At 33.1% G+C, this 26,790-nt stretch carries 14 protein-coding genes; all 14 read left to right on the top strand.

Annotated elements, in window-relative coordinates; translation table 11 throughout:
- Position 1: 1 nt before the first annotated feature.
- Positions 2 to 493 (top strand): prepilin peptidase, encoded by a 492-nt coding sequence (locus ACRBBL_RS21645; protein ID WP_431371182.1) that lies wholly within the window; start codon positions 2 to 4, stop codon positions 491 to 493.
- Positions 480 to 1,901, top strand: coding sequence for a GspE/PulE family protein (locus tag ACRBBL_RS21640; RefSeq protein ID WP_431371181.1), 1,422 nt, complete (start codon positions 480 to 482; stop codon positions 1,899 to 1,901). Before ACRBBL_RS21645 ends, ACRBBL_RS21640 begins: the two co-directional genes overlap by 14 nt.
- Position 1,902: 1 nt before the next feature.
- Positions 1,903 to 3,819, top strand: coding sequence for a type II secretion system protein GspD (locus tag ACRBBL_RS21635; protein WP_431371180.1), 1,917 nt, complete (start codon positions 1,903 to 1,905; stop codon positions 3,817 to 3,819).
- 32 nt (positions 3,820 to 3,851) lie between these two features.
- Positions 3,852 to 5,006, top strand: a complete 1,155-nt coding sequence (locus ACRBBL_RS21630) for a hypothetical protein (protein ID WP_431371179.1) — start codon at positions 3,852 to 3,854, stop codon at positions 5,004 to 5,006.
- Positions 5,006 to 5,524, top strand: coding sequence for a hypothetical protein (locus tag ACRBBL_RS21625; RefSeq protein WP_431371178.1), 519 nt, complete (start codon positions 5,006 to 5,008; stop codon positions 5,522 to 5,524). Before ACRBBL_RS21630 ends, ACRBBL_RS21625 begins: the two co-directional genes overlap by 1 nt.
- On the top strand, positions 5,514 to 6,476 hold the full coding sequence (locus ACRBBL_RS21620) for a hypothetical protein (protein ID WP_431371177.1): 963 nt from the start codon (positions 5,514 to 5,516) through the stop codon (positions 6,474 to 6,476). The genes ACRBBL_RS21625 and ACRBBL_RS21620 overlap by 11 nt, the downstream gene beginning before the upstream one ends.
- 41 nt (positions 6,477 to 6,517) lie before the next feature.
- The gene (locus ACRBBL_RS21615) at positions 6,518 to 6,967 is read left to right on the top strand and encodes a hypothetical protein (RefSeq protein ID WP_431371176.1); all 450 of its coding nucleotides are present in this window, start codon (positions 6,518 to 6,520) and stop codon (positions 6,965 to 6,967) included.
- The gene (locus ACRBBL_RS21610; protein WP_431371175.1) at positions 6,968 to 7,468 is read left to right on the top strand and encodes an OmpH family outer membrane protein; all 501 of its coding nucleotides are present in this window, start codon (positions 6,968 to 6,970) and stop codon (positions 7,466 to 7,468) included.
- A gap of 14 nt (positions 7,469 to 7,482) precedes the next feature.
- A complete protein-coding gene (locus tag ACRBBL_RS21605; RefSeq protein ID WP_431371174.1) occupies positions 7,483 to 8,073 on the top strand; it encodes a hypothetical protein in 591 nt (196 codons plus the stop codon).
- Positions 8,074 to 8,350: 277 nt separating this feature from the next.
- Positions 8,351 to 14,284: a hypothetical protein gene (locus tag ACRBBL_RS21600; RefSeq protein WP_431371173.1), complete on the top strand. Its 5,934-nt coding sequence runs from the start codon at positions 8,351 to 8,353 to the stop codon at positions 14,282 to 14,284.
- A gap of 19 nt (positions 14,285 to 14,303) precedes the next feature.
- Positions 14,304 to 14,885 (top strand): hypothetical protein, encoded by a 582-nt coding sequence (locus ACRBBL_RS21595; RefSeq protein ID WP_431371172.1) that lies wholly within the window; start codon positions 14,304 to 14,306, stop codon positions 14,883 to 14,885.
- A gap of 2 nt (positions 14,886 to 14,887) precedes the next feature.
- Complete coding sequence (locus ACRBBL_RS21590) at positions 14,888 to 15,625, top strand: hypothetical protein (RefSeq protein WP_431371171.1); 738 nt, start codon at positions 14,888 to 14,890, stop codon at positions 15,623 to 15,625.
- A 70-nt stretch (positions 15,626 to 15,695) separates the two neighbouring features.
- Positions 15,696 to 26,585: an RHS repeat-associated core domain-containing protein gene (locus tag ACRBBL_RS21585; RefSeq protein ID WP_431371170.1), complete on the top strand. Its 10,890-nt coding sequence runs from the start codon at positions 15,696 to 15,698 to the stop codon at positions 26,583 to 26,585.
- A 9-nt stretch (positions 26,586 to 26,594) separates the two neighbouring features.
- A partial coding sequence (locus tag ACRBBL_RS21580; RefSeq protein ID WP_431371169.1) for a hypothetical protein occupies positions 26,595 to 26,790 on the top strand: 196 nt, incomplete at its 3' end.

Raw genomic sequence — 26,790 nt, 5'->3', positions numbered from 1 at the left:
TTTGAAAGCAACGCTCACCACAGTATTACTCATCTTGTTTGTTGTTATCAGTATTCAAGATTTCAAGCATAGAGCTATTCATGCATATCTACTTGTAGTTATTGCAATTATTTCAATACTGATCAACTATATAGAACCATTATTGAGTCTGTATGAAATAGGTAAAAGCATCACATTTTTAAGCTGTACTAGTATAGGATTTATGATATATCAAACTATAAAGAATAAACATTTAAAAAATCCAATAGATACATCAATCGGATTGGGAGATATCCTCTTTTTTGTAGCAATCACGCCTTTATTTCAAATTCATAACTACGTCTTGTTTTTCATTTTAGGGCTCTTTCTTTCTATACTCTTGTTTATGATTGTACAAAAAAAAAGAGCAGATACAACAATTCCTTTAGCAGGCTATTTATCACTTTTTTTAATTGTGTGCTTTGGTCTAAAACTATTCAATATTGTAAATCCGTTTTTCATTGAGTTCAACTAAGCAACATATCACCATATCTGTTGAGCAAAAGCAAATCATTAATGCTGAGCTTGCCAATCATTTTAAGGTAATTCCTTTTAGTGAAGATGCAAGTACAGTTGCTTTGTATACAGAAGAAAGCAATCGAAATAACGAGTATTTTGTTCAGGAGTTGCAACTTTTTTTAGATAAAAAAATAAGCTTTATATATGTAGATGAAACACACATTCAACAAGCATTAGCTACATATTATAGAACAGGAGATGAATCGACGACACAAAAGAATTCAAAAGAACAACTTAGTGCAGATTTTTTAGATGAATTAATTCATGAGGCCAAACAAATTAGAACAAGTGATATTCATATAGAAATATTTGAAGAAGAAGCACGCGTACGTTTTAGAATTGACGGTTTATTAATCGAAAAATATAAAATCAAAACTACAAATTACCTTGAATTAATTAATAAAATAAAGATCCGCGCTAGCTTAGATATTACTGAAAAAAGATTACCACAAGATGGAAGAATTAATTTTGATACTTTCGATATCAGAGTTTCTATTTTACCAACACACTATGGCGAAAAAGTAGTAATGCGTTTGTTGGGAAGAGATGCTTCTCATTTAGATTTAAATGCTTTAGGTATGGATGCTGAAGAGCAAGATATTTATCGAAATGCAGTAAAGAAAACCAATGGAATTATATTAATTAGTGGACCAACAGGATCAGGGAAAACTACTACTTTATATGCTACTTTAAAGCATTTGAATCATTCCAAAACAAATATTGTAACCGTAGAAGATCCTATAGAATATACGCTAAAAGGGATTAATCAAGTGCAACTAAAAGAAGACATTGGACTTACGTTTACTTCTGCATTGCGTTCTTTTTTAAGGCAAGATCCTGATATTATTATGTTGGGAGAAATTAGAGATGCACAAACTGCTCAAATGGCAATTAGAGCTTCCTTAACAGGTCACTTGGTACTATCTACAATACATACAAATTCTGCATTAGGAACTATTTCAAGACTCATAGATATGGATGTTCCAGCATTCTTAATTGCTGAAACACTCAATATTTCAGTTGCACAACGTTTAATTCGTAAACTATGTACACATTGTAAAGAAAAGATTGTTTTAAAGAAAGAAGAGCTACCAAATTATTTAAGGAATACTAATGCTTTATCACATCATTACATTCCAAAAGGATGCCATTACTGTTATTACACAGGATACAAAGGTAGAACGGCAATCTATGAAATGATTCCGATAACTTCAATGATTTCCGAAGTTATAAAAAAAGAAAACTTACAAGACGCCAAAAATCATATTGATACTACCAAAACTTTGGCATACAAAGCACTACAACTATTTAAAAATGGAACAACTTCATTAGAAGAAGTGTATCCAATTTTATTAAACACATAATATGATGTATAAAAAAATTAGTATCATACTCATCCTTTTCATATCTGGATTCTGTTTTTCACAGGAAAGTAAAGAGTATCGCACGCAAATAGAAAATTTAGCTACTGAATTAAAAGCATATAATAAAACAATGCAGGTTGAAATTTCTGGTATCACCTTATATGATTTTGTTTCAGCAATTGCAGATGAACATAAATTAAGTATTGATGTTGATACTTCTTTAGATCAAATGGTTTCTAGTAATTTTTATGACGTTCCAGTAAAAGATGTATTGTTATTTCTCATTGGAAAGTATGACTTGGAAATGTTTGTAAAAGGTAAAATTTTGGTTTTAAAAAAGAAGGAAGTCATTCCTGAGAAACCAACACCTATTCCTCCAAAAAAGATTGATGTACGCTATAACAAAGAAAACGGTTTTCTGTCTATAAAACTTAAGAAAGATTCTATTACAAAAGTGGCTCAGGCTATTACTGATGCGACTCAAAAAAATATTGTTTTAGCGCCATCTATAAAAAAACAAACGATTTCATCATATATTCTCAACAGACCTTTTGATCAGGTATTGGATATGATGGCAAAGTCAAACAACCTGACCGTTACCAGAGATGAGAATGATTTCTATTACATTGAAAAAAGCGACATTGTTATAAAGGAAAACATTGTAACCAAAAATTCAAAAAATAAGCGAAATTCCAAACAAAAGACGGTACCAGTAAACTCGAGTGGTTATTACTCAATTGCGGTGGATTCTAAAGGGTTTCTATCAATCAATGCATACGAGGGAGATGTTATGAATATTATTGTAGAAGCCGCAGAAAAATTGAATATCAATTATTTTATGTATGATAATCCTGAAAAGGTAACAACAACACTACTCGCAAACGGAATTACATTCGAAGAACTCTTAAACCATGTGTTTAAAGGAAAAAAATACACTTATAAAGTAGTTGACGATATCTTTTTAATTGGGAAACATGATACAGACGGATTGCGAAAAACTACATTAATTCAAATGGAAAACAGAACCATAGAATCTGTGAAAGCAACATTTCCAAAAGCACTAACAGATAAAATTGAAATTGTAGAATTTGTAGAACTAAATGGATTTGTAGTAACAGGTTCAAGTATTCAAATCATAGGGCTTAAAGAGTACTTAAAAGAAATAGATAAAGTAGTTCCTAATATTGAAATCGAAATTATGATTGTACAATATCAAAAAGGATATGAGGTGCAAACAGGTTTTCAGGCTGGATTGGATGATAAAAAACGAACTACCTCAGGAGTGTTATTTCCTACCTCAGAAGTACAAGTAAATGCAAACTCAGTTAATGGATTAATTGATGCTTTTAACGGTTTAGGAATTGTGAATTTAGGAAAAGTTACGGAACGTTTTTACCTAAGCTTAAAGGCACTTGAAAACAATTCATACATAAAAGTAGAATCTACACCAAAATTGGTAACCCTTAACGGTCATGAAGCTTCTACTTCTATTGGTGAAACCAGCTATTATTTTGAACAAAGAAATGAATTGATCCAAAATGGAATCAACAATAATGTGCTACAATCTGGACAATGGAAATCTACCGATGCAAATTTAAGTGTGCGAATCAAACCATACGTGTCAAAAGACGAACATGTAACCTTAGAAGTTTCAGTAGAGCAAAGTTCTTTTTTGGGAAGAGCTGGTGAAAATGCACCACCTGGAAAAGCAACTCGAAAATTTGAATCAATGGTGCGAGTGAAAAATAATGAAATGATTTTATTAGGCGGATTGGATGAACTAGAAAATGAAAACTCAGGAACAGGAACTCCTTTCTTTTCTAGAATTCCAGTCATAAAATGGTTTTTCAGTAGCCGAAAAAAGAAGAAAGAAAAGTCAAAACTACACATTCTTATCAAACCAACAGTTACGTATTAATAGTGTTTCAAAAATTAAGACATATCATCCCTTTGCAACAAACATTTCAAGTGTTGGGCATTCACTTTTCTTCGGAAGCAGTCGTTACGTATTACTTGCTTACCATTCACAAGAAAAAAGATGATTTTACGGTAGGAAAATGTTTGGAAACGACATCATTGGATGTTGTATATAAGGAATCACAATCAAAGCATCCTTTATTAGTACATTTTTCGGGAGTTGGAATACTTCATAAAAAGGTAGTCCGTGCTGCCAATTATCGCAAGAAACTTTTATTTAAAGGCAATCCAGATGATTTCTACTTTTATGAACTACATCAAGATGAACATATTTTTGTTTCCATGTGTAGAAAAAAAATGCTTGATAAGCATATAGCGCAGTTTGAAGCTAAAAAGTATCACATACTAGACATCGCTATTGGTCCCTTTATTACGTATGCATTGCGCTCTTTCTTATCAGAAAAAAACATCGTTTCTAATCAAACTAAGCTAGTTCTTTCACAAGATAAGCTTACTGATTTTGAAATAAACACAGCTTCAGAAGAAGAACAGTATATTATTGAAGATTTAAAATTCAATGGAAAAGATATTGCACTATTTGCGATGGTGATACAATACCATGTTCAAGAAGAAGTACTAAGCATGGAAACTTCTTTTTTAACGCAAAACAGAACAGGCTATACTTTTTTTAATGCAACAAAAGCAGTTGGTGTTATTGGATTAGTACTACTTCTTTCAGCTATACTTTTTGGTCATTTTACGCTTGAGAAGTATCAAGACGTATTAGCTGAAAAAAAAGCTTTTACTGCAAAAATTGCAGAAGCTTCAAATACTGTCGCCTTGCTTGAAAAAGAGAAAAAAAACAAGGAAACTATTGTCGCTACTTCTGGATTATTTCATCCTAAATTTTTAACACAATATTTCTATGAAATTGGAAATTCAGTTGAAAAAAACATAAAGCTTTCTGAGATAAATATTACACCGCTTACTAAAAAAATGCGTGATGATAAAGAAGTGCAATTCTATAAAAAACAAATTCATGTAAAGGGAATCACCTCCAACGACTCAGATTTTAATCATTGGATAACCATATTAACCGAAAAAGAGTGGGTGCAAAAAATAGATATTGAAGCGTATGCACAAGATAGAAACCGTAAAAAAACATTTGTAATTCATATTTATTTCTAATGTTGGAAAAAATATCATATAAGCGTCGTTTTTTCTTAGTTGTACTTGTATTAGTATTACTTGTTTTTGCAGTATATAAAAAAACGTATCAACCAATTTTTGAATTAAAAAAGGAACTCAATGCTTCGGATGAGCTTGTGGAAAATACAATACAACCATTTACAAAAATTGAGAATTTAAAAACAGAATTGGCAGTATTAGATAGAGTTGTTGGAAACTCAGAAAATCACGCATTAATCCAACAAAAAATATTGGATTTTATTACAACGCATTCTTTTAATGTAAATGTTGTAAATATTACAGACTCACACATACACAAAGGAGATGCTTTTACAATATTTACGAATAAAATAATCTTAAAAGGGAATTATAAAACATTGCTAAAGACGATATATACTATTGAAAAAGAGTTTAAAGCTTCAAAAATTGTGAGTACAAAATTCTATTCAAAAAAAAATTATAGAACAAACAAAACAGAATTATTATTAGAACTTTATTTTCAAAATTATGGGAAATAACATTAAATTTTTAAGCGTCGTATGTTTCCTTCTTTTTTTATCATGTGATGATATTTTAGAAGAAAACTTAACCGATGATTTGGTGACACCTATTACACCAACGACAGGAAGTACAATTGTAAATAATCTTGTGCATTTTTCATGGCAAGCACTTGATGGGGCTGATGATTACAGATTGCAATTAATTAACCCTTCGCAAAATAACATAATACTATTAGATTCATTAATTAATGAAACTTCTTTTCAATATCCATTAGAACCTGGAGCCTATGAATGGCGCGTAAGAGGTGAAAATTTTGCGTACGAAACTGCATATTCGTTTCCAATTTCTTTTAATGTAGAAGCTTCTTCCGATTTAACAAATCAAACGTTAATTCTCAATACACCAACAGATAACCTTTATACAAATACCACAAATTTATTATTTACTTGGAGTAATTTACAATATGCAGATTCCTATACTTTTGAGCTCATCAAAAATCTTAATGGGCAAACAACGCTTACACAACAATCTGGTATTACAGGAACAAGTTTTAGTGTAAATGCAGCTGTTTTTGATGTAGATGCAGAGTATATCTGGAATGTAAAAGCGATAAATACAACTTCGGAAACAATATATACTTCACGATCTGTTTTTTTAGATAGACAAGTACCTAATCAACCAGCATTAAGTACACCAGCAGATGAAGAAATAATTACAGGAACTACCGTAGACTTCAGTTGGGCAATTGGTCAAGATAGTGGAAATGTGCAATCTGAAGTCAGCAGTATTTTAGAAATAGCACAAGACGCAAACTTTAATACCATCATTGAAAGTCTGGCTATAACTAATGGCAGTACACAACAAGTTAGCATTGCTACTGCAGGAACATATTATTGGAGAGTACAAACAAAAGACGCTGCGGAAAATGTAAGCTCATATAGTGTTTCTAGAACATTTACAACCGAATAATAACTGCGATTTTGATCTCTAAAAAAAACATAAATATTGTATTGATTCTATTACTACTCATCATTTGGGGAAGTATTGGGTATAAATATTGCGTAAAAAAGGAAACAGTAGAACATAGAAGTATTGTTCAACAAAAAGAGACATCATTACACTATACGATACGCAAAGATACTTTTGAAATTAAAGACATTAAAAACCCTTTTAACAATGTATTTATTAAATCTAAATCATCCCAAAAAATAGGTAACGGAAAAACGTCTAACAAAAAAAAGTCAATTCCTGTTCAAATAAAATGGCCTAGTATACAATACCATGGTTATATAGTAAGTAAAGGAAATAGTAAAAAATTAGGAGTAATCAATGTGAATGGAAAAATTATGAAAAAAAGAGAAAAAGAGATCATCTTGGAAAAATTCAAAATCAAAAAAATTTACGAAGATTCCATTCAGTTTGAATGCAATAAAGTCTTAAAAACAATAAAATTAAAGTAGATGAAAAAATTAAAATTTCTCCCCGTTGTGAATCTAATCATTCTAATAGTAGGATTGATTTGCGTGTTTGCATTTTTGTATCCAAAAGAAGAAAAAAACTATGGATATATAGATAACCTAGCATTATTTAGCAAATTCAATATGGTAGAAGATTTACAGAAAATGAAACTTCCAGCATTGAATCAGCAACAAAAAAAAGTAGACAGCTTGTATCAATTATTACAGCAACAAACGAAAGTTGAAACTATTCAAGAGTTCAAACAAAAAGTATATATAGAGAATACGAATCTTCAACGCTTAACAACTGAAGTGAAGGAGGGAATTAACAGGCAAGTTTGGGAACGTCTCAACTCTTATTTGGAAGAATTTGGTGCGGAAAAAAAAGTACATCTCATTTTTGGAATACAAGGCAATGGAAATATCATGTATGCTGATGAAGCATATGATTTTACTGAAGAAGTAATACAATTTTCAAATAGCAAATACCAAGGAAATAATTAAAAAATACAACACAGATGAAAAACCTATTATGGATAGTATGCATTATTTTTTTGAGTGTGATTTCATGCTCTAAAAGCCCAAAAGAGAACTTGATAACAGAAGATTATAAGTTTTTTAATTTGGCTGTAGACGACGGATGGAAATCGAAAAGAATAAATCAGTATATAAACAATATAAACTATACAGCTACAGAAGTGCCTTTGCATTATTATATTTTAAAAGACAACCAAAATTTTGAGCCAAAAAAAGTAGATTCTATTTTTAAATTACACAAAAATGAACGCATTGTTGAAATTGAATTTAGTCATGATGAGGAGAAAGAACTATTGCTGAAAAATTTCACCAATATGTCTTATGATAAAGCTGTAGAATATATGGCATTCAAAATACAGAAAGACTTTAAGGTCATTACCTCGTCAAAAGACACAATTGTGTGTTCGGGCGCTTTATTTGAACGTAATTTTAAAGTGGCTCCTTTTAAAAGAGCATTATTATATTTTGGAAATATTCCAGAAACGGATAACATTCAATTACTGTATAATGATCAGTTATTTGGTAATGGAATCATTAAGTTTAATTTCAAATCCACGCCACTTAAGTTGTAAGAATCATCCCAAAAAGTAGATTTGAATTACGCTTATAAAGAAAAAATTACGCTTATGAACTATTTATATGGTTACATGATATAATTACATACTTTAGCTATTGTAGAATAAACCCCAAGCTGTTTTTAACCCCAAAATAAAAGACAGCAACTTCATTAACTATTCGTATTGAACATACATCTTTCTATTGACCTCACTCAATATTAAGACTGTATTGCACATGCCCAATTTTAACAGAAAATAAAAATTTAAGTTTAAAAATAAAACTTAGTTATCAATGATTATACAGCATATTAGAACTGGAAAATTATCTAAGGTTATAGCTTGCTATCTGGCAATGCAATTGGTATTAACAACCATACAACCTTCACAATTATTTGCATTGACAAGTGGTCCGTCTCAACCGGAATTCAATGCCTTTACACCTATTGGAACTTCCGATATGGTAAACCTAAGTACAGGAAGTTTTAATTACAACATTCCTATCATGGATGTGGGTGGTTATCCATTAAACTTAGCGTATGACGCTGGTATTACCATGGATCAAGAAGCAACGTGGGTTGGCTTAGGCTGGAATCTAAACGTAGGACAAATAAATAGAAATGTTCGTGGAATTCCTGACGATTTCAAAGGTGATTCAATCACCTACGAAAACAACATAAAGAAAAACAAAACGGTTGGAATGACGCTTTCTATAAATCCACAGATTTCTGGAAGTGAATTTCCTCTAAATGTCGGAGGAACATTAATGCACAATAACTATGAAGGGTTTAGTTTCTCACCTTCTTTCGGAGTTTCCTATAAGTTTTCGAAAAAGACCAGTGTTGGAATGAACCTTTCACCTTCAGTAGAAAATGGAGCATCCGTAAGTCCTACAGCTACTCAGAGTTTTAGTGGTAAAACTCTAGAAACAAAAAAGACTACTATATCAGCGATTAGTAATAGTATACAAATAGGAACAGCTTTTAATAGCAGGCAAGGTTTAAGTAATTTTAGCTTAAATAGTTCAACTATAGGAAATGTAAATAAAAATTACATAAACAAGAGTGTAAAAGATGGTGCTGCATTCTCTAATGGTAACATGGGAAACATCTCTTTTATAGATAATACCTTTACACCTTTTAAACGAACTGCTTACCACAATGAGAACTATACCTTCAGAGCTTCTCTAGGACCACAATTTGCAGCAGCTAGTTTTGAAGGTAGTGCTTCTGCATTTTATTCAGTCCAAAAAATAAAAGAGGAAGAAAAAATAAAAGAAGAAAAAACGTATGGATACGAGTTTACCAAATACGCCTCTCACAATGATATTTTAGACTTTAACAGAGAAAATGAGCGTATGGTTACCAAAAATACATTGGCGCTTCCCGTTGTAAACTATACACACGACATCTATCATATACAGGGACAGGGTATTGCTGGACAATTTCGACCATTTAAAGGACAAACAGGTTATGTCTTCAATCAGAAAATAGAAGACTCAGGAGATAGTTTTAGTCTTGGTGGAGAAATAGAAGCAGGTTGGGGTTTTAGAAATGGAATCGATATTCACTATTCGCCAACTAGAAGTCATACTGGCGTTTGGAATACGCCTGCCATTCATAAATTTCAATCGGTTAATGATACACATGTTGACTATGAAGAAACGTACTTTAAAGGTATTGGAGATTTAAGTGTAGATCATGATCAGGAATTATATGATGTAAAATTATCAGGAGAAAAACCTATGGCATTAGATTTAACACCTGACGGAAATACCTATAACAAAAAAGCGGTTGGTGTTTTTAATGTGAAAAGCTATGCTATAAACGATACGATTTTTTATACTCCAAATCCAATTGCTGCACCTTTAAAAAGAACACAAAGAGAACAACGAAATCAAGCAATTCTAAAGATTGATAAAAAAGATGCATTACTTGATCCTTTTGTAAATGCGCACAACAGTTTGAAAGACCATCATACCAATGGACTTAAAGTTACGCAACCAAGTGGTGCGGTATATGTGTATGGAGAAGCTGCCGTGAATCATACAAAAGAAGAAGTAACTTTTGCAGCAGATGGCGCTTCGAATTTAGAAACAGGAACCATTTTAATTAATGGGAATGATACTGCTGGAAGTGCTGGAGGTTTTGATAATTTCTTCAATAAAATCACTACGCCTGATTACGCACATACATATTTATTGAGCGCAGTTCTTTCTAACGATTATGAGGATCTAACTGGTGACGGACCAACAGATGATGATTTAGGAGCATATACCAAAATGCATTACAACAACTTTGTAAATAGTCAGCAAATCTCATCAGTAGTTAACGATTATAAATGGAAAACTCCGTATGCAAATAATACAGCTTCGTACAATCCAGGATTATATACAAAAACTAACGATCAAAAAGGAAGTTACATACGTGGAACCAAAGAGTTAAAGTATGTAACTATGATAGAAACAAAAACACATGTTGCCATCTTTGATTTCAAAGCAAGAGAAGATGCAAAAGATGTGCTTGATAGAAATGCTTCTTTACAAGTAGAAACGATCAAACTGTATTCTAAACCAGAAGCTATTGCTGGGAATTTATTAGATGCTGATCCTAACAATAATTCAGAAGTAAAACCTATCAAAACTGCCTATTTTGAATATGACTATTCATTAATGCAAGATACGCCGAATAGTTCTTCAGGAAAATTAACACTAAAGAAAGTATACTTTACGTATCGAGATTCCAATATGGGAAAATATACACCGTACGTTTTCAATTATGATAATATGAATCCTGATTATCAAATGAAGTCACACGATGTGTGGGGAAATTACAAACCATTATTTGAAGAAGGAGTTATTAAAGAAGATACGGATCAAGATGGGATCAATGACGATATCATTCTACCTACAGGAAATACAAGTGCTAATTGCGAAGTAGATGCAGATATTACTGCGCAGGAGTTTCCATTTGTGCAACAGAAAGACAAGGAGTTACAAGATTTATACACAGGAGCTTGGACGTTATCATCTATAGATTTGCCTTCGGGTGGACGTATAGAGCTGCAATATGAATCGGATGATTACCAATATGTACAGGACAAAGCAGCCATGCAAATGTTCAAAGTTGTAGGTGTAAAAGAAACACATAATGGGAGCTTGTCCGATCAATTATATAATGGAGGTAATCATAGAAGATATCTTGCAGTAGAACTTCTTGAAACGACATCGATTACACCTGAACAATTCAGAACAAAATACCTTGGAGAGTATATAGACAAACCGCTTTTCTTCAGATTTCTACTAAACATGACTAGAAATGGAAATTGTACGTATGATTATGTAGAAGGGTATGCAAACATTGATACTAGCAATCTCAACGATTTCCATGTGTACAGTGAAAATAACAAACAATACGGACTAATTCCAATTCAATTTGAAAATTTAGAAGGTAGTATCACAGGCGGTTCTGTACATCCTATTGCAAAATCAGGTTGGTATTTTGCAAGAAAACACCTCAATCGTTATGCCTATGGAACAGGTGATAACACGCCTTCGTCTACTAATATCAATGACATTGTAAATGCTATAGGAAGTAGTCTTCCTGTAATGGCAGAAATCTTTAGAGGTCCTAATGGATATCTACAAGATAGAGGTATTGCTAAAACATTCAAACCAGAAAAATCTTGGATTCGCCTAAAGCATCCAACCAATGCAAAATTAGGAGGCGGATTGCGTGTCAAAAAAGTAGTGATGCATGACAATTGGGATGTTATGGTCAATAATCCGCAATCGAATCCAGTAAATGAATATAGCAATTTTTATGGGCAAGAATATGATTACACTCTAGGGAAAGATGAAAACGGAAATAGCAAAGGCTCCAGTGGTGTAGCTACTTGGGAACCAAATATGAGCAAAGAAAATCCTTTAATTCAACCATTTTTTGACGACTCAGAAAAACTACAAGCAAGAGAATATATTGAAAAACCATTTGGAAAATCATTTTATCCTTCTGCAATGGTTACCTACAGTAGAGTTATGGTTAAAAACTTGCAAAGAACGCTGCAAGAAGCTAGTGTAACTAAAGTGGTGAAAAAACATGCAACAGGAGAAGTAATCAACGAGTTCTTTACTTCGAAAGACTTTCCTACAAAATCTGACCACACAGATATTGACGATAAAAACAATTATAGAACCAATCAAGAGAATATTTTAGATAATGTATTGCGATTAAGTGTAAAAACTGAGTTAGCACTCTCTCAAGGATTTTCTATCATTACCAATGACATGAACGGGAAATCTAAGTCACAAAAAATATATGATGAAAACAAAAACTTAATCTCTGGAGTTGACTATGTATATAATACGAATGAAGCAGGAGAATTAGACAATCATCTTCCTGTAATACTATCAGATGGATCTGTTGATACTACTAAAGAAATAGGAACACATTATGATGTAATTACTGATTTTAATGAGAATTATAATTTATCTGAAAGTTATGGTGTAAATACAAACCTTACATTTTTTACTATAGGAATATGGCCAGTATTATTAGGGCAAATTCCTTTTGAATATAAGAGAAATGAAGCCACATTACATACCAGTACAACAACGAAAGTAATTCACAAAACTGGAATTCTAAAAGAGAAAATTGCTTACGATTTAGGATCTAGAGTTAGTACAAGAAACTTAGCTTGGGATGCCGTAAGCGGACAGGTATTGCTTACTGAAACTGCTAACGCTTATGAAGATAACTATTATAACTTTAGCTATCCAGCACATTGGGCATACAAAGGTATGGGACAGGCAGTTCAGAACTTAGGTCTATCATTATGGGTAGAACCTTTTCAAAGCAGTGGTACTCCAGATGCTTCAGGAGATGAAGAAGGAGCTACCGCATGGTATAAACAAAGTGCTTCACACTATAATATCTCTTACGATTTAGATAAAATTCTAAAAGAAGGAGATGAAATATATATGTATAGCCAAGAAGATGGGTTTCCTGAAGGACATTATTGGATTAATGAAATTTCTACTGACAATAGAATGATATTTATTGATAGAAATGGGGAAATTGTAAATCCTTGTGGCGTTGATGACGGAAAAAAACTAATCAAAGTAATACGTTCTGGATATCGAAACTTACAAAGTGCGGCAATGGCATCAGTTACCACAATGACGAATCCAATAGGAGAAGAAGTTAATAAAGCCATAACAGCTAGTGATTTTGCATACAATGGATCAGAAGATCATAACCCTAGAATTATTAATGCCTCAGCTATCAAATACGATGATTATTGGCGTAAAGGTGTAAAATATCCTTCTGAAGACGACCTAAACAGTAAACATTTAGTTTCGTATCCAAATTACAGTAGTGTAAACCCTTTTGTGAAAAATGTTCTAAATGATTGGCGTGCAGTAAAATCGTATGCATATTTAACAACACGCTCGGCTACGAATACTAAGCGTAATAGTGGGTTTTTTGAAAGCTTCTCACCGTTTTATATATATGATAATACTACTCAAATGTGGGAGGAAAACCCAACAAATAATCAAGATTGGACCTTTGCTAGTGAAGTAACACAATATTCACCGTATGGTGCGGAATTAGAAAATAAAGATGCGCTTGGTAGACATTCTTCAGCACAGTATGATAGCGAGTACAAACTTCCGTTAGCAGTAGCTTCCAACAGTAAGTACACAGAAATGGGATATACCGGTTTTGAAATAAATACAAATCATTTCAACTTTTCTCAACCTGACGGAGTAACCATTACTGAAGAAGAATCACATACAGGAAGGTATAGTATTAAAGTACCTTCAGGATCTTTTTCTGGTCAAAAAGTACAGATTTATGATGAAGGAGTTGAATGCATTCCAACAGTTGCTGTTGAAACTTTGGATTGTACACCACTACCTGATCCTTATAGTTGTCCTAATATTCCAGTAATATCATTTGCTATGAATCAAAACGTAACAAATCAATCTTTTAACATAGCAAATGCTGTACAAAGCTATTTTGATAATCACACAATTGTATCGGCAAATATAGCTGAAGTATTAGTGCCAAATAACAGTGTTTCCGCATCTGTTAACGGTCAAAACTTAGTCATAACTATTATTAACAATAATCTCAGTTTTGGGAATGTCAATTATCTAATAAGAGTCCGACTCGACAACGGATCATATTGTGAATTCGAAGTAATCGTAGGCTGTGGAAACTGTTAACCAAAAAAAATAAAGACAAATGAAAAAATATTTAATATATCTTCTTTTACTATGTGCAGTCAGCAATTTGTACTGTCAACAAGAAACCTCTTGTTTTAGTTTTTCGCTAACTAAAAACAAAAAATATATCATTAGTGCTTGGGTAAAAGAAAGCAATAATAGTACAAAAAAGACATACACTAATGGAGCATTAGAAGTTCATTTTTACAATGGTACGGATGTTTCTCCTTCATTTCCAGTAGTAACTATGAATCCTAGCGGAAAAATTATAGAAGGTTGGCAACGTATCATCGGAATTGTTCAAATTCCTGAAACGGATGGAAATTCCAATGCTTCTCCCGATTCACTCAGAATTCGTTTGTCTTGCCAAAATGAAGGTGATTGTTATTTCGATGATATTAGAGTATTCCCATTCAATAGCAGCATGAAAAGCTTTGTATACGACAAAGATACGCAACGTTTAATGGCAGAGTTAGACGAAAATAACTACGCTACCTATTATGAATATGACAAAGAAGGTGGTTTGGTACGTGTAAAAAAAGAAACAGAAAAAGGAGTGTATACAATTCAAGAAACACGCTCTAAAAGTAAAAAGCAATAAAGATGAGAAAAGTAACGTATAGCAATCTAAAAATGTTGATAGCATGTTGTTTTATATGCTTTAGTGTATTGACCAATGCTCAAGAAAAAACTGTAAATGAGATTCTAAAAGGCACGCAGGAAGCCATGAAAAAGCACACTGATTTGAGCTGTAATATGAACTACAATTGGTATGATACCTATACAGCCACAAGGCCTTCTGTCGAATACAAAGGAGTAATGATAAAACAAGAAAGTGTAGTCTACTCAAAAATTAATCAGACATTCTTTATTAGTGACGAAAAAGAACAGTTGGCTTTAAAATGTAATGAAGCACAACAAGCATTAGTAGTTAGCAAAGTAAACGCTAATCAAGAGCAATTGCCTTGGGAACTCATAGAAATTTACATAAAACAATTCAAGATAAAAAAAGTCATAGATAAAGGAGATCATTGGGTTTGTACATTAACTACAGATGTCATTACGCAATTACCTTACGGAAAAGTAGAAATCTATATTGATAAAAAAAGCGCTCTGATGACCAAGCAAGTTTTGTATTTCCTTTCGCAAGTACCTTATAAAAATACGAAAGGCGAAAAAAAGATGGGGAATCCAAAATTGGAAATTTCGCTCTCTAATTATAAAACGGTGCTTAATAATGAAGAAAAAACAACTGCGCGTTTAGCTACATATATTAAAGGATCAGGTGAAAATATAGCGCCAGTAGCTGCCTATAAAACATTTGAAATCAAACGTTATTGAATAGAAAATATTCTCTAAATCAACTGAAAAATAACTCTTAGACTTCGCTTCAATACTAAAACATAAACAAATGAAATTAATGAAATCAACATATATATTTAAAGTCATTCTCTGGATGGGTATATTCTGTACATATTCATTAGCAATAGCACAAGGAGATATTCCTAAGATTTCCGAACAGAGCAATACGTATGGAAAAATTGCTATTGAAGGCGATAATATCTCACAATTTGTAGCTTCAAATATCAATGATTCCAATACAAGTTTCTACAATCCTGAAGCTTATATATTATTGAGTGTGAATAATGATATAGCGCCTTTTACTAGGTATTCGTTTGAATTACAACTCAAAGTATATCCAGTTCTTTCGGATGGAAATCCAGACACTATTCCTTATGATGAAACGCTAACTGTTGATTTCAAACCACATGCAAATCTTGGGAATAGTGCAGACCAAGTGTATCATAAAATTTTAAACCGTTATGGAGCTAAAGTTGATATCATTGGTTATACAACAACGTATCAAGACACAAATACAAGTGTAAATGAAGTCCCTGAAAATATTGAGTTAAAATTAGGCTTTAAGGCCATCCGTGTTGTAGATATTTCAAATAGTCCAGCACCGAGTGTCTCGAATCTAGTTTCAAATCCTGAAAATTTGAGTGAATACAAGCTTTCTTGGTCTACAGTAGAAGGAGCAATATCCTATGATGTAGAATGGACTTGGATAGACAACTATGAAAATTCAGCTACAAATATCTCATTGACTGAAAAAGAGTTTCAAAGAAACAGCACACGAATCAATACAAAAGATACGAATTATCAAATCTCAAATATCTATGATAGTGGTTATATTATTTACAGAGTAAGAGCCATTGGAAGGTTTGCAGATGATTATATAACAAACTTTTATGGATCATGGAGTCAAACAGGTACAAATACTTCTAAAGTTTCAGACTGGGCTTATGCAACTATAAATGGTCATGAGGACAATAAAAACTGGCAATTTCAAGCAAGTTATGCAGAAGATGGAAAAAAGAAAGAAGTTGTTAGTTATTTTGATGGAACATTAAGAAATCGCCAGACAGTTACTAAAATTAATACAGATGACAATGCAATTGTAGGTGAAGTAGTGTACGATAATCAAGGACGCCCCGGAATAGAAATTTTACCTGCACCAACTACAAGTAATGAAATAAGGTACTATCAAAACCATAATATTAATAATAGTGACAGTAAAAAATACTCTCATTTAAATTTTGATTGGGATGCAACTACAAATGATGATTCCAACTGTGAAGTTGCTGTAGATGGGATGAAAAATACGTCAGGAACGAGTCAATATTATTCTCCAAACTATACTGGAAATAGTGAGTTACATGATGCTGTTCCAGATGCACAAAACTATCCGTTTTCTCAAATTGAATATACACCCGATAATACAGGACGTATAAAAAGAAAAGGAGGCGTTGGTATCACGCATCAATTAGGGAATGGACACGAAATGAAATATTTCTATTCCAAACCTTCTCAACAAGAATTAGATCGTCTCTTTGGTTCAGATATTGGATGGGATGCACACTACAAAAAAAACGCTGTCGTTGATCCAAATGGTCAAGTAAGTGTAAGCTATGTCGATCCGCAAGGAAGAACTATTGCTACAGCACTAGCTGCTGACAATCCAGAAGCATTAGATGGTTTGGAAGATGAAGAAAACGGGAATCATGTTCCAACTACACTAGATTTATTAAACAAGGTAAATACTGCAGATACTGACACAGATGTAGATAACAACATGGCATTCAATACAGGAAGATTTTCAAACCTGAATGTAAATGATGCGTTACGATACAACGGATTTAGAACAGTTTTAAAAAATGGTACCGCACATAACTTTAGTTATGATTTAAGTGTGAACGGAGCTTTTGTAGATAGTTGTGCAACTGATATTCCTTTTGCATATGACTTAAGTATGCGTGTAAAAGATGAATGCGGGAATACATTATTCACTTTGGAAGATCCAGAAATAAATGAAGTAGATGAAACATTTTCTGTAACGCCACCATTGGGCGATTTAGTGATTGAAAAAATAGTAAAAGTTAGTGAAGTTGCACTGAACTACTATACTGATCAATATATCACTGACGGACAAGCTTCAGGTTGTATTTTAGATGATTCTGCTTTTGACATATCAGGAAGTATTGAAGATTGTTTTCCTTCATGTGGAGAATGTGTTGATTCAATAACTGAAGATTATAATAATGATGGAAATCTAAATCAAGATGATTATGTTCAAACGCAACTATCATACTATGATAATTTAGATCAAGTAACTATAGATGCGTTAACAAATAGATTTGAACGCGAATATGATTTGTTAGTAGAGGCTTGTATGGCACCTTGTGTAGCCGATGGAATGATTTCTGCTTCCAATCCCAATGCAGCAAGTTTAGTTACCAACTCCATTTCCTGTAATGTTACCTTACAAACATTAGTAAATGACATGAAACTTGTAGGACAGTATGGAAAACAAGTAAGTGTATTGAATAGTGATGGTGAATACCAATTAGAAGATATAACACCTGAGTTAAGTGTTTTTGATGAAACTAATAATGTACTTGCCAATCCATTTATCATTGATTTATATACAAATCATACCAATGCACCAAGCACGATACCTCCTGTATTTAGTTGGAAAACACCTTTCAATCCAAACTATGATGATCCATATCATTATTATGATGCCAATGGTGAAATTGTAAAAGTATTACTTCCTATTGATGGAAACGTATACGGATTAACTGCAGAAGATCCATTAAATGCTGGATTTGTATCCATTGAACCACAAGATTTAAATTTTGTCGATTTTGAAAATTATTGGCAAGACCAATGGGCAGAATCTTTGGTAGCATTTCACCCAGAATATGTGTATTCACATTTTGCAAATGAACTATGTCAACTGACTAATACATTAAGTGTACTTGATTCTGATGAAAATTCTCAAAATTTTATTGTAAATGTAGATGGTTATGCTAATTATTTAGCGCAACTTTCTTTTACAGAAACCTTACATTATTTAAACACGAGTACATCAAGTTCATTAGCAGCTATTGTTAATGATGATCCATTATTTCAAAATATTAGCGGTCTTTTAACAAATGATATTACTTATCATCGTACAACTGTTTTAGAAGCAATTACTTCAAACTTTGAAAGTACTAACAATCCTATGTTGTATAACGCATTGTTGACCATTGGGTGTAATAGCATTAGTAGTAATTGTACTGTAGATATTAATAATATGACTGATGCTGAAAAAGAAGAAGTGTGGCCTATTTACAGAAGTATGTACCTTTCTTTTAGAGATCGTATAAAAAGCGCTTTAGCTAATATATATGCAATTGACCAAAACGTGTACAATGGCTGTATTGGAGAAGATGCTGAGAATCCTGGTGATCCAGTTTTAAGATTGGATCAAAATGGCTACACATTTCCTTCACAAACAATAGAAGCAACTAATAATGTTTGTAATGGCAGTGAAAACTTATATATCGAAAAAATAAAAAGAATTATATCTGAAGATTACAACTATGATTCTAACGATAGTGTAGCTGAAGTTGGAGAACAACTAGAAGCACTAACCGATTATCAATATTATGTACAATCTGGACAATGTCCAATGGGACGCGACTTTGAAACCTTTATCAAAGGTGTTGTTGAAGACACAAATATTCTCAATCAAAATAGTACGCCATCAATATTATTAGGAAATATTGGAGCTTTTGAAGGCAACTATCTCAGCATGGATCTATTTGATGATTTAGGTGGAACTCCAACTAGTAATACAGTTCAAAATTCAGGAATTGCATTTGCTTCTTCAACGACTACAGCACAAGATCTAGCTATTACGATATCAGTAAATGATCCGTCAACTACGATGTTGCCTATAAATCTAACAATAGATGACACTACATACGATTGGAATGATTATAACGCTACATGGCAAATTAGTGAAATCAGTCAATTTGCATACAGTAATACTTATAACACTGCCGTAACACCAACTCGATTCGATTTTACTATGGCGGCTAAAGTTGTCGTGCCAGGAAGTACGAATGTCATTGCAGAAATCATAATTTCAGGAAATACGATTGCAAGAATTGGTGAATGTAGTGTAGATGGACAAGCTGATGTTGACTTAGATGTTAATGGAAATACCATTGGAGAGCAATTAGGTAACGGAGGTATTTTAAATGATGCAGAAGCATGTCAAGACAAAGATGATTTGGCGGTAAGCCTTAAAAATATGATGAATGCCATGTTACCATTTGGAGCTACTTCTGTAAACCTTCAATCGGTGACTGAATATAGTGATGATGATTTTCTTCCAGAATTTTTAGGTGACGATCCATTAAATATTGCTGCAGTTTGGAGCAATAACGGAAATGGAAACTATACAATTACTATTGGAGGAAATACGGTGCTTGAGCTTTCTGATGTATCAGACTTTATACATCCACAGACAGGAGAAACTATCAGTTTTGCTTCATTAGCTAGCGGTAATATCTCCAATGAAAATGGGATCACTGCTATTAATGGCGTAAGCGTATATGGTTCAACCAATCTTATTATTGACGCCATCGTTAATTATGCGACAACAGGACATTCCATTATATACACATTTACAGCAACTATCAATGCCTTACCGTATGATTGTTGTACCTACATTTCTGGAGATGAAAGTACAAATACCAATACGCCCGATTGTGGAACGGTAGATAACGATAACGATGGTATTTTTGATAGCTGTGATAACTGCTTAAAATATTCAAATCCACAACAAATAGATAGTGATGGAGATGGTATTGGTGATGGTTGTGACAATTGTGAAAATACATACAATCCAAATCAGTCAGATTTAGACCAAGATGGTATTGGTGATACATGTGATGATGATACCAATAGTGCAGATTGTATAGCAGAAATTCAAGCTAACGGAGTCTTATTCAATACTGGAATAACACAATTGTTAAATGCAGTATTAGCAACGGGTAATTTTTACACGCCGCAAGAGGTATCACAACATTTCACACCAGAATTACTGAATTTATTTATAGAAAATGCTCGATTGTTGCATAGTGATGCTTCAATAAATTATACCTCTGTACTTTGGAATGCACCTGTAGCAGTAAATATAAACTTACCAAATACCATAGAATTGCGATTCCAAAATTTAGGCACAACTACAGCTTCGTATTATGTAGTGATAGAACTCTCAGATGCCTTAATGCAAAATGGAATTGCAAACAATGCAAACTTTATTGGAGTTGATCCATTAGGACTTCCTTCGAATACGATGCCAACAGAATACAGCATCGCATACAATGCACCTAACAATGCCAATGCGGTTGCCATTAGTAACATTTATCAATCGCCAGATAAAATATATAATAATTTATCACCTTTAAACTTTGCCTGTGATCTAGCTGCAGTTCGAACAAATAATGGACAATTGACTGCCAATAGAAATGCCATGACTGTTTTCCAAAAGGAAAATACAACTTCTTATGAACCATGTACTACCTGTATTCCACAAACAATTACACCTGTAGATCGAGACGTAATGTGGGAACGTTATACAAATGAAGTAGCAGACATTCCAAATTATACTATTCCAAGTCATCATACATTGGAATATTTTGATAATATGAATTATCAATACATCACTGAAGGCTATATAGACTATTTAGAAACATTTGCAGGAGGAACAGATGTAGTAGATACAAACGCTCCATATTTCTTGACCATTGCTGAATTTGGTGCTACGCCATTAAACTATGGCTTTAATCATCATAATAATAACAATGGCAATGGATATCTACCAGTAATTCTAGCATATAAAACCTACATTGATAATTCAGGAAATACCTTAACTCCTGATGATCCGACATATAAAACTTGGAGTGAGTTTGTGATTTTTTATTTGGAGCAACATCCAGAAATTTGTCCACCTAAACCAATGATTCCAACAATCAATCTTCAAATTAATGATGATTTAAGCGATTGTAGAGAATTTGCTATCAATATTGCCGAAGCCTATGGCGCTGACAATTATAATGCATACATAGAACGTATCAAACACCAGTTCAAGTTAAATTACACAACACAAGCATTAGCAGCGTTAGTTGAAAACTTTACAGTATCGTACAACGATAAAGAATATCAATATACACTATACTATTACGATCAGGCTGGTAACCTTACACAAACAGTGCCTCCTCAAGGTGTAGAACGAATTGAATTTGCAGATATCAATTCCGCTCAAAACAATCAATTCCGTGAAAATAATGCAACTCCAATGCTGCCAACGCATGAATTAAAAACACAATACAAATACAATTCTTTAAATCAATTAGTATGGCAAAAAACTCCTGATGGAGGAGAAACAGTGTTTGCCTATGATTATTTAGGGAGAATTATTGCTTCTCAAAACGCTAAACAATTAGAAGAAAACCCATATAAAAACTTTAGTTACACTAGGTATGATGGTTTAGGAAGAATTTTGGAAGCCGGAGAAATTGAAGACAACACCTCTCTATATAACATAACAGACAAAGGAGAATTATTATATAATGGTTCAAGAGTGAATAACTTTGATGATACGTATGAATCTATGCGAAGAAGAGAAGTGACACGCACCACTTATGATGACAGAATTCTTGTAGAAGAGACTGATAATATAGCGGTATATTCTTCTGATCTATTTACATCAAATTATATACCTTTTAACAGCATTAATAGAGTGACAGCAGTGAGTTATTATGATGAAATTCCACCTAATAAAGCACCTACATTCGACAATGCATTATTTTATAACTACGATGTACACGGAAATGTAAAAGAATTAGTGACCTACATCACGGAACTAAAATTACCAAATTGCCAAGAACAAGCTGATATCTTAGACTGTGAAGCACATATAAAACGGGTGCACTATAAGTATGATTTAATCAGTGGAAACGTAAATCGTGTCACCTTTCAACCAGAAAAACCTGATCAATTCATTCATGCCTACGAATATGATGCAGACAATAGAATTGTATCAGCACATACTTCCAAAGATGGAAATATTTGGGAACAAGATGCCAATTACAAATACTACGAACACGGACCATTAGCTAGAGTAGAAATTGGAGATAAAAAAGTGCAAGGAACCGATTATATCTATACTTTACATGGTTGGTTAAAATCGGTAAATGGAGAAAGTTTAGCCAACACTTCCAATGACTTTGGATATGACGGTAATGCTACTAGAAGTAACATGGCTAAAGATGCTTTTGGATATGCATTACATTATTATGATGGTGATTATACTCCTACAAATACAAGTATTTCAGGAAATATATTCAAGCTTTCCAATAGCAATGTCGTTACTCCAAATACAAAAAATCTCTATAATGGAAACATCAAAACCATGATGACTTCTTTAAGAGATCAAAATGAAAATATCTTAACGACTCAGGTAAATAACTATACCTACGATCAGTTAAATAGAATCAAGGCGATGCAGTCAAAAGCAGTAACAGATAAGCCTTTGAACAGCTTACAAGCACAAGAAAGTTACGCATCTTCTTATGAGTTTGACAGAAACGGAAACTTACAACAGCTCAATAGAAAAGTACCTCAAAATGGTATCCTGAAAACAATGGATAATTTTACGTACAAGTATATTACAGAAAATGGCAATCCAACCAATAAACTTGCTATTGTAGATGACGAAATCGCTGCATCTGACAAGTACGAAACTGATGCTGATATTGAAGATCAAATAAATTTCTTATCGGGCTACGGTTACAATTACAATGCAAATCCAAATAATACAGACAATCATAATTATATCTATGATGAAATAGGGCAACTAATTCAAGACAAGTCAGAAGGATTAGAAATTTTCTGGAGAGTCGATGGAAAAGTAAAAGAAGTACACAAACTTCCTTTTATGGGCAAAGGAGTTCCTGATGTGATCGCCTTTCATTATGACGGATTAGGAAACCGAATTGGAAAGTCCAAATACAAAAAAGGAAATAGTAACGACAAAGAAACTACGTTTTATGCACGTGATGCGCAAGGAAATGTATTAGGTATATATGACGTAACTTCATCTAGAAACTTATACGAGTTCGATTTGGAAATGATTCACAAAGAACAGCACATCTATGGAAGCTCTCGTTTAGGAATTGAGAATATAGGAAAAAAACTGGTTGATGAAAACTTTGAAACTCCAGCATTAACCAATACAGATGGAACAGGTATTCCTATCGTCTTAGGTGGTTTTGCAAAAAGCGGTTTGCGTACTACATCCGATACCTATTTCTATTGGGACCATCCAACTACTACTTCTGGAGTTAACAGTGAATTTAGAGGAATTAACATTCAAACACAATTCAAAATTGATTCAGATCAAAAAACGAATCCGGTCATATTTTTAAGACATGCTAATGTAAAAGGTGGAAAATTTGATCAATTCATTGAAGCCAAAGTATATGCTATAAAAAATCTAACTACCAACAAATTTGCACTTTTCTTATCTGTACGCGAAGAATATGAAGGAGAAGATGATAAAGGAGACGGAATTTACACTAGTAAATACTTTGTGACTCCATATAAGTTTAGTGAAGATTTACTACGTACCAAAGGACTCAAGGTAAATTGTAATTACTTTGGCGAAAATGCCAATATTACAATCAATGGAATTACTTATTCTCCATCCGATACTGAAAACCAACTCATTGTTTCCAATACAACCACAGGAGAAGTAGCATCGATAAACACACAAAGCAACGGACTTGTCTATAGAACGTCAGGACTCATTGCACAAGATCTAGCGTACCTAAATTACTATATCGATATTTCGGAAAGTGATGCACAAACGATTCGCTTCCCAATGCAAGAAACCGCATTTTTGAGCAATAACCTAGGAGAAGAGATGAGAGCTATCAGTACGTTAACGCTCACGGAAGCTGATTACATAATTCCAAATGCTTTTTATAACGATGCAGATAATGACGGAATAGATGACTATATAGAAGATACCAACCAAGACGGTAATGCAGACAACGACGATACAGACGGAGATGGTATTGCAAATTACTTAGATGCAGATGATGATAATGATGGTGTACTCACTACTATAGAAGGAACTACAGACACCGACAATGATAGTATTGCAAACTATTTAGACACAGACGATGACAATGATGGTTTCCTCACTGCTGTAGAAGGACAAACTGATGATGATAATGATGGCACTCCAAACTATCTGGACAATACCTATTATGAAAATGCAGTCAATGGTCCGTTAGCATATACTAATAACACCAACAATATTGGTGACAAAGCCTACGAATTATCAAACCACTTAGGTAATGTACTTAGTGTGATTTCTGATAAAAAAATACTAGCGTATGGAAGTCAGACAAACAAAATTGCTGGAGACTTAGAAGGTTTTAATGAATATGGAGAAGGTGTAGAATTGGTCTTAAACGGCAACTTACAATGTGCTACTATCTATAACAATACTGGGACTTATTTTCAAGCAGATTTTAATGAAAATATAGAATATCAGATAGTTACTGATATCACCAAAGACAATTACAATGCAGATATAAAAATCGAAGTAACAGAGGAAAGTGGCATTGTTCAGTATACCACAATCGTTACGCAAGGAGGAGAAACTGCATTTACGTTTACGGCACCAGCAGCAGGAACCTATAACATTCGTTTTTTAAAATCACATGAAAATACGGCAGACACCAATGTAGAAGCATTTTATATCAAAGATTTTGCTATCTTTACCGTGGTAGAAACCCAAGAAGTTACGGGTTTTTTACCAGACGTTCTTTCATATAACGATTACTATCCGTATGGAATGTTACTTCCAAAAAGACACGCATCCGATGAATCCTATCGTTATGGGTTCCAAGGAAGCGAAAAGGATGACGAATTAAAAGGAGAAGGGAATAGTTATACGACTCATTTTAGACAGTATGACCCAAGAATTGGTAAGTGGCTATCTTTAGATCCGAAACAAAGGTTATTTCCCTCGGAGTCACCTTTTACTTACGGGTTTAATAATCCTGTATTAGTTAATGACCCTAATGGAGACTGTCCACCTTGTGCTGTATGGGCGGCAATAAAAGGAGGAGAAATTTTAATAGGATTAGTTGCTACATACGTAATTCTTGATAATAGAGAAGAAATTTCACAAACAGCATCTTATTTAGCTGAAAGAGCTTACAATGGAGCAAATAATCTTTTTTCAGACGCACCACTACCTGTAGTTTCTGGAGGATTTGATAAATACCCAATACCTCAAATAGGGGTTGAAACAATCCCTGCGGTCAAAGAAAAGTTAAGAGAGCGAATTCTTGAAGAAGTGTTACCTGTAGTAGAAAGTGCCCAACTCAGAGAAGGTTTCGATTTATTACCATTAGATTTACAGGCTCAAACAATTGAAAAAATTCCAGCGTTTAAGGATAGTAATTTTTCTAATAGTGTTTTAAATATGTCTTCGGCTGATCCTTTCCCTAATCTGATGCCAGAGTCATTAGACTATGAATTAGCTAGGGCTGAAAAATTAGGTGTAGAGGTTATGGGACTTAATTCAAAAGGGTTTGATGATATGGTAGTAAATGGTCCAATTAAATTTGTTGTTGATAGTAATGGTGAAATGCAACTAATGAGTAAGTTTGTAGATGGTGAAGAAATCTCTCATGCTGTTCTGACCAAAGGAAGGAATGTACTTACAGCAGGTGAATTAATGTTAGCTGGTTCGAAAGAAATAGGATATTTTGTCCTAGATATTAGTAACCATAGTGGACATTTTCAGCCTAGTGAAAAAAGCTTACAGATTGCAAAAGATGCTCTAAAAAATGAACTTAACATTTTGAATAATTTTTAAAAAAAAGCTATGAATTTTGATAAAATAAATGATAATGAAAAAAATAAGTTAATACATCAAATTAATAATGGTTTTTTCAATAATGAACAGCTATACAATATCTATAGTAATCATTATCTACATATGACAAATGAAAATTTTAATGTTGATTTGAGAATAAAATATCATGAAATATGTATTGTGATTTTAAAAGTTTTACTAAATA

Source organism: Kordia sp. (assembly GCF_050633145.1).
Taxonomy (GTDB): Bacteria; Bacteroidota; Bacteroidia; order Flavobacteriales; family Flavobacteriaceae; genus Kordia.
Note: the sequence above shows the minus strand (reverse complement) of the source record. Positions and strands in the feature narration are given on the sequence as shown.